This window comes from Sphingorhabdus sp. (assembly GCF_044374345.1).
GTDB lineage: Bacteria > Pseudomonadota > Alphaproteobacteria > Sphingomonadales > Sphingomonadaceae > Sphingorhabdus_B.
This window is the reverse complement of sequence record NZ_JBILOS010000064.1, coordinates 1-11,959: the sequence shown is the minus strand read 5'-3', so window position 1 is coordinate 11,959 and position 11,959 is coordinate 1. Positions and strand designations below refer to the sequence as shown.

12 protein-coding genes are annotated in these 11,959 nt (G+C 57.9%); 8 read left to right on the top strand and 4 right to left on the bottom strand.

Annotated elements, in window-relative coordinates; genetic code table 11:
• The first annotated feature begins 49 nt into the window (after window positions 1–49).
• A complete protein-coding gene (locus ACIQ5B_RS07690) occupies window positions 50–304 on the top strand; it encodes a circumsporozoite protein (protein ID WP_333570255.1) in 255 nt (84 codons plus the stop codon).
• 128 nt (window positions 305–432) lie between these two features.
• On the opposite strand, the gene bla is transcribed toward ACIQ5B_RS07690, so the two are convergent.
• Window positions 433–1,449 (bottom strand): class A beta-lactamase, encoded by a 1,017-nt coding sequence (gene bla, locus ACIQ5B_RS07685; protein WP_397598502.1) that lies wholly within the window; start codon window positions 1,447–1,449, stop codon window positions 433–435.
• On the opposite strand from bla, the gene ACIQ5B_RS07680 reads away from it, so the two are divergent.
• A complete protein-coding gene (locus tag ACIQ5B_RS07680; RefSeq protein WP_397598503.1) occupies window positions 1,371–1,535 on the top strand; it encodes a hypothetical protein in 165 nt (54 codons plus the stop codon). The genes bla and ACIQ5B_RS07680 overlap by 79 nt on opposite strands.
• A 182-nt stretch (window positions 1,536–1,717) precedes the next feature.
• Here ACIQ5B_RS07680 and queF read toward each other — a convergent pair whose 3' ends face one another.
• Window positions 1,718–2,176, bottom strand: coding sequence for a preQ(1) synthase (queF, locus tag ACIQ5B_RS07675; protein WP_397598501.1), 459 nt, complete (start codon window positions 2,174–2,176; stop codon window positions 1,718–1,720).
• A 165-nt stretch (window positions 2,177–2,341) separates the two neighbouring features.
• On the opposite strand from queF, the gene ACIQ5B_RS07670 reads away from it, so the two are divergent.
• The 3 genes from ACIQ5B_RS07670 to metC all read left to right on the top strand — a co-directional run bounded on the left by ACIQ5B_RS07670 (window position 2,342) and on the right by metC (window position 5,951).
• Window positions 2,342–3,865, top strand: a complete 1,524-nt coding sequence (locus ACIQ5B_RS07670) for a cryptochrome/photolyase family protein (protein ID WP_397598500.1) — start codon at window positions 2,342–2,344, stop codon at window positions 3,863–3,865.
• Window positions 3,866–3,927: 62 nt separating this feature from the next.
• Window positions 3,928–4,770 carry a 3-mercaptopyruvate sulfurtransferase gene (gene sseA, locus ACIQ5B_RS07665; RefSeq protein WP_397598499.1) on the top strand — a complete coding sequence of 281 codons (843 nt, stop codon included), beginning with the start codon at window positions 3,928–3,930 and terminating at the stop codon, window positions 4,768–4,770.
• Window positions 4,767–5,951 (top strand): cystathionine beta-lyase, encoded by a 1,185-nt coding sequence (gene metC / locus ACIQ5B_RS07660; protein ID WP_397598498.1) that lies wholly within the window; start codon window positions 4,767–4,769, stop codon window positions 5,949–5,951. Before sseA ends, metC begins: the two co-directional genes overlap by 4 nt.
• 17 nt (window positions 5,952–5,968) lie before the next feature.
• On the opposite strand, the gene ACIQ5B_RS07655 is transcribed toward metC, so the two are convergent.
• Entirely contained in the window at window positions 5,969–6,838 is an 870-nt protein-coding gene (locus ACIQ5B_RS07655; protein WP_397598497.1) for a 3-hydroxyacyl-CoA dehydrogenase NAD-binding domain-containing protein, read from the bottom strand.
• A gap of 234 nt (window positions 6,839–7,072) precedes the next feature.
• On the opposite strand from ACIQ5B_RS07655, the gene ACIQ5B_RS07650 reads away from it, so the two are divergent.
• Together ACIQ5B_RS07650 and glpX are read left to right on the top strand one after the other, a co-directional pair.
• Window positions 7,073–8,392: a homoserine dehydrogenase gene (locus ACIQ5B_RS07650; protein ID WP_397598496.1), complete on the top strand. Its 1,320-nt coding sequence runs from the start codon at window positions 7,073–7,075 to the stop codon at window positions 8,390–8,392.
• 220 nt (window positions 8,393–8,612) lie between these two features.
• On the top strand, window positions 8,613–9,590 hold the full coding sequence (glpX, locus tag ACIQ5B_RS07645) for a class II fructose-bisphosphatase (protein ID WP_397598495.1): 978 nt from the start codon (window positions 8,613–8,615) through the stop codon (window positions 9,588–9,590).
• On the opposite strand, the gene ACIQ5B_RS07640 is transcribed toward glpX, so the two are convergent.
• On the bottom strand, window positions 9,584–10,075 hold the full coding sequence (locus ACIQ5B_RS07640; RefSeq protein ID WP_397598494.1) for a flavodoxin family protein: 492 nt from the start codon (window positions 10,073–10,075) through the stop codon (window positions 9,584–9,586). The two genes, glpX and ACIQ5B_RS07640, sit on opposite strands and share 7 nt — an antisense overlap.
• Before the next feature lie 41 nt (window positions 10,076–10,116).
• On the opposite strand from ACIQ5B_RS07640, the gene recJ reads away from it, so the two are divergent.
• On the top strand, window positions 10,117–11,883 hold the full coding sequence (gene recJ, locus ACIQ5B_RS07635) for a single-stranded-DNA-specific exonuclease RecJ (RefSeq protein ID WP_397598493.1): 1,767 nt from the start codon (window positions 10,117–10,119) through the stop codon (window positions 11,881–11,883).
• Window positions 11,884–11,959 lie beyond the last annotated feature (76 nt).

Sequence of the window (11,959 nt, the reverse complement as noted above, 5' to 3'; positions counted from 1 at the left end):
TGTGGTGTGCCTGTCAGGTTTTCATAAGTTTTGCTAGGGGGTTTCCCATATGAAGAAAATTGCTGTATCTCTCGTTCTTGCCGCTTCGCTCGGTTTGGCTGCTTGCTCAGGTGCTGAAGAAGCAACCACAGAAGCAACAGAAGCAACCACAGAAGCTCCTGCTGAAGCTGCTGACGCAGCTGTAGAAGGCGCTGAAGCTGCTGCAACTGAAGCTGCTCCTGCTGCTGACGCTGCTGCTGCTCCTGCTGCAGACGCTGCTGCTGCTGCACCTGCTGCAGACGCTGCGAAAGAAGCTGCGAAGTAATATTCGCGCTTTTTAGCGAAAGCTTTTGATAAGGGCTGTTCTGCTTGCAGGACGGCCCTTTTCTTTGTCTGCCGTAAACACGTTGGATGCCGCGCGCGGCGCTCCAACCGAAACATCGCCATAATGCATCAGTTCTGGTGGTATGAAGCCACGGTGCGCGATACAAATTGCATGAACGTCATCCGTTGCGGAATAGACGCCGTCGTGCTCCCCATCATCACCGCGATAGCGTAACGCGTGCCATCTGGCGCGGTCATAATCCCGATATCATTATATCCCGTGGACACCGGCGGCAAAACCTGTCCGGTTCCTGTCTTGTGCAAAAAGCTCCAACCCGCAGGAACGCCCGCCTTCAACCGGTTGGGTCCACTTGACGTCCGCGACATGATATCGAGCATGAGGCGCGTTGACGATGCCGACAGCAACTCGCCCTTGGCAAGCTTTGCCAAGGCGCGGACAATGGCTTGCGGGCTTGCCCCATCGATTGGGTCGTTCAGATAGCGGTCAAGCGCAGCCTTGCGGGTTGCCAACGGCACGGCATCGCGCGCAGCATAAAAGCGCCGACCAATTGCATATTCCTGTTTCCAGTCGAGACCGGCAATGCCGCTTTGCAACGCGCGTTCGCCCGGCCCAAAGCGGATCGCACCCAAATTCTTGCGCGCGATAAAACTCTTTACCGCTTGCGGACCACCTACGGTGCGCAGCAACGAGTCATTGGCGGTATTGTCACTGGCGCGAATGGATGTTTCCAGCAGGTTGAGGACCGAAACCTCAATGCTGCCATTGGCGATCACCTGATCACGGATTGGTTGATGAAAAACCGCCAGATCATCTCGTGTGATCCGTACTTTCTGGTCGAGGCGAAGTTTCCTTTGATCGACCATGTCCAACACGGTGAGCGCAACCCAGGTTTTGGATACGCTTTGTTGGGGAAACAATTCATCCATCCTGCGGCCTAAAACCCACTCACCGCCATCAACGCGCATAATGGCAACACCAGTCCGCCCCGGGAACAAACGCCATTGATCTTGAATCAGATTTTCCAGACCGGCAGGCGGCCGCCCAATTGCGGGACGGGCGGGCGCTACAACTGCTGGTGCTGGTGCTGGGGCTATTGCTGCTGGCGGCGCAGGTCCCCGTGGCACTGGCGCGGATACGCACCCTGATAAAACGGATAACAGCGCCAAAGACGCAAGGCCTGTTTGACCAGATTTATGCACGCGCGCCTTAGTCTTCGAAAACATTTCAGCCATGAAGCTGCAATAGAGCCCTCGCAGTCGTTCTGTCACCGAGAAAGGTCATTTTTGCGACCAATGATTCGATAGCGTCGACGAGAAGAGTGTCGGATCAACACGCAGGATCGTTCGGCACGTCAGTTATGCGGGAAAACTTGGGCCGCCTGTTCAACTAGGCTCAGCCACGACCCCGGTACGGGGCAACGCCCTGATCCGGAAGCCACAGCCCCTTTGGCGGCTCCCCCGATTGCCAAAACACATCGATAGGAATTCCGCCGCGCGGATACCAATAACCGCCGATACGCAGCCAATGCGGCTTCATTTCGGTGAAAAGCCGCTGCCCGATGCCAACGGTGCAATCTTCGTGAAAGGCGGCGTGGTTGCGGAACGAACCCAAGAAAAGCTTCAGCGACTTCGATTCAACAATGCTTTTGTCTGGCGCATAATCGATGACCAGATGCGCAAAATCGGGTTGCGCAGTGACCGGACATAAAGACGTAAACTCAGGCACGGCAAAGCGTACGAGATACAGCGTATCGGGGCGCGGATTGGGGACATAATCCAGCTCAGCCTCTTCAGGCGTTTGGGGAAGTGCGCTTTGCGCACCCAGATACATCGGCTTTAGTTCGTCAGTCATAGCTGCGCATTTAGCGGTTTCACCACGGGAAGCAAACGGGTCATGCCGATTGCGCGAGATATGCACTTCGTGTGCATGCAAAAACGCATTGGACTGGGGCAACGCGCGCTGGTTTCCTGAAAACCTGTATCGTGCCCCGGACATAGCCTCGCTAACGCTCCGCTCATGACGACATTGATTCCGGTACTCGGCGACCAACTGAGCCATGGGCTTTCGTCATTGGCGGGGCAGGACAAAGAGACGTGCGTCATTTTGATGGCCGAACTCGATGAAGAGACGACCTATGTGCCGCACCACAAATCCAAAATGGCGTTCATATTATCGGCGATGCGTCACCATGCCGAAGAACTGCGTGCAGCCGGATGGGCGGTCGACTATGTGACGCTGACCGACCCTGAAAACAGCGGCAGTTTTACCGGCGAACTGGTCCGCGCGATGGAGCGGCATAGCGCATCCGCCATTTGTGTCACCGAAGCTGGCGAATGGCGGGTGAAGGCCATGCTCGATAGCTGGGCCGACCGCTTTGATGTTCCGGTAGAGATACGCGCCGACGACCGTTTCTTGTGTAACCATGCCGAATTTGAAAGCTGGGCCAAGGACCGCAAGCAACTTCGCATGGAATATTTCTATCGCGACATGCGGCGTAAATCAAAATTGCTGATGGATGGCGATGCGCCCGCAGGCGGGCAGTGGAATTTTGATGCGGAAAACCGGAAACCGGCCAAGCGCGATCTGGCGATGCCACAACCACTGCATTTCGCGCCGGATGATATCACGCAGGATGTGATTGAAATGGTCGAAGCAAAATTTGCGACCAATATGGGCCAGACCGCGAAATTCGGCTTTGCGGTCACCCGGGCCGACGCGCTGAAACAGCAAGCACATTTCCTGACACATGCGTTGCCGTCCTTTGGCGATTATCAGGACGCAATGCTCACCGGCGAGCCATTTTTATGGCATTCGATCTTGTCGCCTTACCTGAACACCGGATTGCTTGATCCGCTGGAATTGTGCCGTGCGGTCGAAGAACAATATTACGCCGGCAAAGTGCCCATCAACGCGGCCGAAGGCTTCATTCGTCAGGTCATTGGTTGGCGCGAATATGTGCGCGGCATTTATTGGCATGCTGGTCCGCAATATGTGGAGAGCAATGCGCTTGGCGCCGAACGGCCGCTGCCGGAATTTTATTGGACGGGCAAAACAGACATGCATTGCCTGTCGCAAACCGTCGATCAGACAATCGCATATTCCTACGCCCATCATATCCAGCGGCTGATGATTACCGGCAATTTCGCGCTGCTGGCGGGCATCAACCCGGTCGACGTGCATAGATGGTATCTCGCCGTTTATGCCGACGCATATGAATGGGTCGAATTACCGAACAGCTTGGGCATGAGCCAGTTTGCAGACGGCGGCATGCTTGCGTCAAAACCTTATGCGGCCAGCGGCGCCTATATCAACCGCATGTCGGATTATTGCTCCAGCTGCCGTTATGATGTGAAACAAAAAACGGGGCCCAAGGCATGTCCGTTCAACGCGCTCTATTGGGAATTTATTGCGCGCAACGAAGATAGACTGCGCAAGAACCCGCGCATGGCGATGCCATATAAAAACTGGGACCGGATGGCACAGGCCGATAAAGTCGCGCTGCGTCGTCAGGCACAGCAATTTCTCGAAACGCTTGGCTAGTTTGGAAAAGCGGCTTATCTTGCACCGCACAAGAATCAAAAAGTAGCGGGCAAGGACAAAACATGGAATTGTTAGTAAGTACCGAATGGTTGGCGAACGAGATCGGCGCATCTGATTTGCGCGTGGTAGATGCCACCTGGTTCATGCCCGATGCTGGCCGCAACGCGCAGGCCGAATATGAAGGTGGCCATATTCCCGGCGCTGTTTTCATGGACTTGCAAGAACTCGCCGACGCAAACAGCAGCCTGCCCAATACATTGCCGCCGCCAGAAAAATTTGCCAGCCGCATGCAATCGCTGGGCCTGGGCGACGGCAGCCGTATCGTGGTCTACGACGACAGCCCGTTCAAATCGGCAACGCGCGCATATTGGATGCTGACCTTGTTTGGCGCGCATGATGTTGCGATCCTCGATGGTGGCATTGCAAAATGGAGAGCCGAAGGACGCGCGCTCGAAACCGGCAAGCCAACGCTGCGCCACCGCCACTTCACCGTCTGGAAAGACGAAAAAGCCGTGCGTAACAAAGCAGACATGCTCGCCAATCTGCACAGCAAGGAAGCCGATGTCGTGGATGCCCGTGGCGCAGGACGATTTACCGGCGAAGAAGCCGAACCGCGGCCTGACATGGCTTCCGGCCACATCCCCGGCAGCCGCAACTTGCCCTTTGGCAATCTTTTGAACGCAGATGGCACGTGGAAACGCGGCGATGCGTTGACCCAAGCCTTTACCGATGCCGGCGTTGATTTGAACAAGCCCATGATCACAACCTGCGGTTCGGGAATGACCGCAGCTGTTGTTCTGTTCGGCGCACGCCTAACCGGCAAATCGGACGTTGCCTTATATGATGGCAGCTGGTCCGAATGGGGTTTGGATAAGGACACCCCCAAGGCGCAGGGTGCGGCTTGAGTTCCAAAAAGCCTCAAAAGCCAGCTACTAAAACAGTCACTGCAGGGCGCAAGGCTTCGCTCACGGGCCCTGTCGTGAATGTGCCTGTTTGGCGCGCCAGCACACATTTATATGAAAATGTGGCGGAGCTGGAGGCCGGCAAAGGGCGCAACGAAGATGGCCGATTTTTCTACGGTCGCCGTGGTTCGCCCACGCAATGGTCCCTCGCCGACGCGCTGACCGAGATGGAGCCAGGTGCGCATGGGACCATGCTGTATCCGTCCGGTGTTGCCGCGATTGCCTGTGCCCTGCTGTCGGTGCTCAAGGCGGGTGACGTCTTGCTGATGACCGATAATGTTTATGATCCTAGCCGGTCTTTGGCCGACGGGTTTCTAAAGCGTTTCGGGGTAGAGACCCGATATTTTGACCCACGCACCACCGATTATGACGCGCTATTTTGTGATCGCACGCGGGCCATATTGCTGGAATCACCCGGCAGCCTGACATTTGAAATGCAGGACATTCCTGCAATCTGCGCCGCTGCGAAAAAACGCAATGTCGTCACCCTTCTCGATAACACATGGGCCACATCCTATTTCCATACCGCGCTCGACAAGGGCATCGATATGGCGATCTTGTCGTGCACCAAATATATTGTCGGCCACAGCGATGTGATGATGGGCAGTGTCACCACAGACGATAAGTTATGGACCAAATTGCGCCAAACCGCGCAGCAACTTGGCCAGACCGTTTCACCCGACGATGCCTATCTGGCAAGCCGGGGCCTGCGGACATTGTCCGTGCGGATGAAGGCGCATGAGGCTTCGGCATTACATATTGCGCAATGGCTGCAGACGCAGGCCGATGTCGCGGCCGTTTACCATCCCGCTTTGCCCGATTGCCCCGGACACGATATTTGGAAACGCGACTTTACCGGATCATCGGGATTGTTTTCATTCATCCACACCGGCGACACGACAACCGCAGCGGCCTTTGTCGACGCGCTGCAACTGTTCGGCATTGGCTACAGCTGGGGCGGGTTTGAAAGCTTGGCTCTGCCCGTGCAGCCAGAGAAATACCGGTCAGTCGTCGCGTGGGATAAGCCCGGCACGCTTATCCGCCTGCAAATCGGGCTTGAGGACACAGATGATCTTATCGCCGACCTCGGCCAAGCATTTGAAGCGGCCCGCACCCAACGCTAGGGTCCTGACCCTAGATATCAGCGTGTCGGCTGCGGCACTTCGCCCGAATAATCGTAAAAGCCGCGCTTCGTTTTGCGTCCGAACCAACCGGCCTCAACATATTTTTGCAACAACGGCGCTGGCCGGAATTTCGGATCGCCTGTCGATTGAAACAGCACATTTGTGATTTCAAGGCAGGTGTCGAGGCCAATGAAATCCGCCAGTGTCAGTGGCCCCATCGGATGGTTGAGTCCCAATTGGCACGCGGTGTCGATGTCGCGAATAGTGGCAACGCCTTCACCCAATGCGAAACATGCTTCGTTGATCATGGGCATCAGCACGCGATTGACGATGAAACCGGGGGCATCATTTGCAAACACCAATTGCTTACCCAGCGCTTCGCCATATTGGCGGACAACATCGACAGTGGCATCGGTCGTCGCCAATCCGCGGATGATTTCAATCAGGCCCATGACAGGAACGGGGTTGAAGAAATGCACGCCGATGAAACGCTGTGGGTCGGGTGATGATTGCGCCAACCGGGTGATGGGGATGGAGGACGTGTTGGACGCCAATACAGCCTGATTGGCCATGACCGCGCCCACCGATTCAAATATCTTGCGCTTAATTTCTTCCCGCTCCGTCGCGGCTTCGATGATAAGCCCGGCATCGGCCATCGGTTCATAGCTCGCAACCGGTTCTATGCGCGACAACAGCGTCTCTGCATCGCCCGCCGCCATTTTTTCTTTGGCGACCAGACGGCTGAGTGCCTTGGCGATGCCGGCCTTGCCTTCTTCGGCCTTTGCCAGATCAAGGTCAGACAAATAGACATGATAGCCAGCGCCAGCGCTGACCTGTGCGATGCCCGCACCCATTTGACCTGCTCCGATAACGCCGACTGCACGCATTTGTCGCTCCCTGTAAAACCAATCATTGGCCCCTAGCGAATGATGGGTCACAGGGCTAGCGTACTCCCACCAAAAAGACGTTGGCGCGCGTCGCTGTGCTGTTTTCGCAGGGGCGATAGGCTCTGCGCAGTTTGCCCAGCCGTGACTTTGCAGCAAGCCGGGGCTGGCAATTCCACGCAAATCCGCTTAAGCGCGGCGCAAATACACATTCTTTTCGGCAGGAAATTAGAACCTATGTCCACCCCCTCTCGTATCGCCCCGCTTAAGGTGGGTCTGGCTGGTCTTGGGACAGTAGGAACCGGCGTTATCCGCCTTCTTGAAGAAAACAGCGCCTTGATCGCGCGCCGGGCGGGCCGTGAAATACAGATTGTCGCCATCACCGCGCGCGACCGGACCAAGGACCGGGGCGTTGACCTGTCCGGCTATCGCTGGGTCGACGATATGGGCGAACTGGCGACCGCAGATGATGTCGATGTCGTTGTTGAACTTGTCGGCGGGGCTGATGGCCCAGCGCTCACTTTGGCGCGCGAAACGCTAACAAACGGACGGGCATTGGTAACAGCCAACAAAGCCATGGTCGCCCATCACGGCGCTGAGCTGGCGGCTCTGGCCGAAAGCAAGCAGACCGCGCTCAAATTTGAAGCTGCCGTCGCCGGCGGCATTCCCGTGATTCAAGGTTTGCGCGACGGTGCCGCCGCCAACCGGATCGATCGCGTATATGGCATATTGAACGGGACCTGCAATTTCATCTTGTCGACGATGGAGCGTGACGGCCTCGACTTTGCGCAGGTGCTGTCCGACGCACAGGCAAAGGGCTTTGCCGAATCCGATCCCTCATTCGATATCGACGGCATAGACGCTGCGCATAAGCTTTCCATTCTGGCCTCGCTCAGCTTTGGATCGGTCATTGATTTTGGCGGCGTCGAAGCGCGCGGCGTTCGCAAAATACTCGCCGCCGACATCGCCCAGGCAAAGACGCTGGGTTATCGCATCCGCCTCATTGGGCTTGCCGAAATCGACGGCGACAATGGCGCGGCAAATATTTTCCAGCGCGTTGAACCATGCCTTGTGCCGCTCAGCCATCCGCTGGCCCATGTCATAGGCGCAACCAATGCTGTCGTGGCTGAAGGCAACTTCTCCGGGCGGCTTTTATTCCAAGGCGCAGGCGCAGGGGACAAGCCAACGGCTTCCGCCGTTGTTGCGGACCTTGTCGATATTGCGCGCAAGGAAACTGGCCCTGCATTCTCCATGCCATCGGCTGAACTTGAAAAGCTGCCACGTGCAGCATCGGCACACCGGGTCAGCAAATCCTATTTGCGTATGGTGGTCGCGGACCGCGTCGGTGTGCTTGCGGAAATTACAGCGGCGATGCGCGATGCGGGGCTGTCGATTGAAAGCCTGATCCAGACCGAAGCTGGTGACGACGGAACGGCCTTGGTGGCGATGGTCACCCATGCTGGGCCAGAGCAAGCGATCAATGATACGCTTCAGGCACTCAAGCATTCGGACAGTCTGCTTGGCGAGCCAATGGTCATGCACATTTTGGGCGCATAAGCTTATGGGGGCGGCGCGCGTTCAATGCTTGCCGCAACGCCATCTTCAGTCGTGCATGGTTGCGCCGCAGCGGACCCCATCACCACTTGCGCAACAAAAACGGCGACAACTAATCTCGACATTTGGCGCGGCCTTCCCTATCGAAACCTAACCCCAAAAATGCCGTTCCATTTAGGGTGCAGCCTTCGCACCCTGACGTTCAGATAGCTAGGAAAATACGATGACTGCAGCAAGCCAAATCCTCGACCGCGTGCTTGTCTTGGAAATGGTCCGCGTGACTGAAGCCGCGGCGATTGCTGCAGCCAAGCTCATCGGACGTGGCGATGAAAAGGCAGCAGATGCCGCAGCCGTCGAAGCGATGCGCGCGGCGCTCAACGAATTATATATGGATGGCACGGTTGTCATCGGCGAAGGCGAACGCGACGAAGCGCCCATGCTGTTTATTGGTGAAAAGGTTGGCTCCGCCATCGGCACTGGCCCACGCATCGACATTGCGCTCGATCCGCTTGAGGGCACAACAATTACGGCGAAGGCAGGCCCGAACGCACTGGCCGTTTTGGCCGTGGCGGAAGAAGGCAATCTGCTCAACGCGCCTGATGTCTATATGGACAAGATTGCGGTTGGCCCGGGTTACTCCCCCAACATCGTCAACCTCGACAAAACGGTTGCTGAAAATGTGCACGCAGTTGCCAAGGAAAAGGGTGTAGCTCCAGGCGACCTCATCGTTTGCGTCCTCGACCGCCCGCGTCATGAAAAGCTGATCGCCGAGCTGCGGGCGCTTGGCTGTGGCGTTATGCTGATCCCCGATGGCGACGTTGCCGGTGTCATCGCAACAACCAATCCCGACACCACCGTCGACATCTATATGGGCAGCGGCGGCGCGCCAGAGGGCGTACTTGCGGCAGCGGCCCTGCGCTGTGTCGGCGGCCAGTTCAAAGGCCGCTTGTTGTTCCGCAACGACGATGAACGGTCGCGCGCGCGCAAATGGGGCATCGAAGATCTCGACAAGATTTACGATCTGGAAGAGCTGGCAAAAGGTGACTGCATCTTTGCAGCGACCGGTGTCACCGACGGTTCGTTGCTCGCTGGCGTCAAAACATTACGCGATGGCCGGGTCACCACAGAAACCGTCGTGATGCGCGCATCATCAGGCACAGTGCGCTGGGTCAAGAGCGAGCATCGCAAGGCTGATCAGTAAATACCCATCAGCAGTCCCGTCGCGATTTGTTCGCCGAGATCTCCCGCCGCCTGTTGATCGGCCTCATTGATGGCCTTCGGTGCCAAAATGGCTTCCGACGTTTGTGCATGGGTGCAGACGATCCTGCTCTCCGCAATCCGCCGCAACCGCCATCCTGTCGCTATGCGCTCCGCCTGCGCCACAGCATTGCGTCCGTCCGACCCGGCGCATATGATCATCGCATAAGGCCGCCCATTCAGCGCGCCAAGGCATGGGTAATAACAACGGTCAAAAAAGCTTTTCATACCGCCGCTGATGGCCGCGAGGTTCTCGGGGAACGCGAACAGATATCCGTCCGCCGCCATGACCTGCGCCGCACCTGCATCTGCTGCGTTGACCAATTGGACATCGACACCCTGCGCACGGCAGGCGCCGTCATAGGCAGCGCGGGCCAAAGCCTCCGACCCGCCCGTCATACTGTGCCAGATTATCAACAATTGCCGCATCGATGCTTGCTAGCACCGCTGGTGCGCCATAGGGAAGCGGTATGAAGCCCGTACTCGACATTAACAGTTCCGTTCTTGAGCAAGCCTGGCATTGGCGCGGCGGTGGCACCGATGGCCGTGATCCCGATTTCAAACCTGACGATCTGGTGACCCAGTTGCTGATGGCGCGCGGCGTTGACCGCGACGATATCGAACGGCACCGCAACCCGACCATTCGCAACTTCATGCCCGACCCGTCGATATTCCAGGACATGGAGCATGCGGCGCTACGATTGGCGCAAGCGGTCGAGGCGGGCGAACAGATTACCGTCTATGGCGACTATGACGTCGATGGCGCGACCAGTGCGGCGTTGCTTATCCGCCTGCTGCGTATGCTGGGCCTTGATGCAGGCTATTACATCCCCGACCGGTTGATGGAGGGCTATGGTCCGTCTGGTGAGGCCCTTGTGCGCATTGGCGAAAGCGGAAGCCGCCTGATCGTCACCGTCGATTGCGGCGCGATGGCTTATGACGCGCTTGCGCAAGCCAAGGCGGCTGGGCTTGAGGTCATCGTCGTCGACCATCACAAATGCGCCAGTGAGCTTCCCCAGGCCTTTGCGCTCGTAAACCCGAACCGTTTGGACGAAACCGACGACGCGGCATCCCACGGGCATCTGGCGGCGGTTGGCGTGGCATTCCTGTTGGGCGCGGCGCTTATCCGCACGCTGCGCACGCGTGGCCATTTTGCAACCCGCGCAGAACCCAAGATCATGGACTTGCTCGATTTGGTCGCGCTGGGCACCGTGGCGGACGTGGCGCAGCTCAGGGGGCTGAACCGCGCATTTGTTGCGCAAGGGTTAAAGGTGATGGCCGCGCGCCGCAACATTGGCCTGTCGGCGCTCATTCAGGCGAGCCGCCTGACGCGCGCACCTATTTGCTCCGACCTTGGCTTTGCCTTGGGACCACGCATCAATGCCGGCGGCCGTGTGGGCAAGTCGGACCTTGGCGTGCGCCTGCTCACAACGGAGGACGCGGCGGAGGCGCAAGAGATCGCGCTTGAGCTTGACCGGCTGAACGAAGAACGCCGCGCAATTGAATCAGTGGTTCAGGAACAGGCTGAGGCGATGTTGGCGGGGCAACACAACCGCGCAGTGGCATTGCTATCGGGCGAAGGCTGGCACCTCGGCGTCATTGGCATCGTCGCGGGCCGGATTAAGGAAAAAACGGGAAAGCCATCGATCGTGATTGCCGTGGACGAACATGGTGTCGGCAAGGGGTCGGGCCGATCAATTGCCGGCGTCGATTTGGGTGCCGCGATCATATCTGCGCGTGAGGCGGGATTGCTGGAGGCCGGCGGCGGCCATGCCATGGCGGCGGGGCTGACCGTATCGCATGACAAAATTGATGCGCTGGCCGATTGGTTGGACGCGCGGCTGTCGGCCGACGTCAGCAACGCATCGGGATCCAAGGCCCTTTTGATCGACGCCATCGTCGCGCCGCGCGGCCTAAACCCGATTTTTGTCGACGCGATGGAATCCGCTGGCCCCTATGGCATGGGCTGGCCGGGGCCGCGCGTCGTCACGGGACCGCTGCGCATCATTAAATGCGATATCGTCGGCAAAGACCATGTCCGCGCGATCGTCGCGGGCGACGACGGGCAGTCGTTCAAAGCTATGGCCTTCCGTCAGGGCGAGACTGTTTTGGGCCAGACAATGCTGCACGCAGATCGCGGGCGACGCTTCTGGTTTGCGGGCCGCGCGAAGATCGACGATTGGGGTGCAACGCCAAAAGCGGAGCTCCACGTCGACGACATCGCATTCGCCGACTGAAATTGCGCGAACTTGGCCTTGACGAGTGCATAACGAATCCGTAAAGGCGCGGCTCGCCAAGCGATTGGCCCCTTCG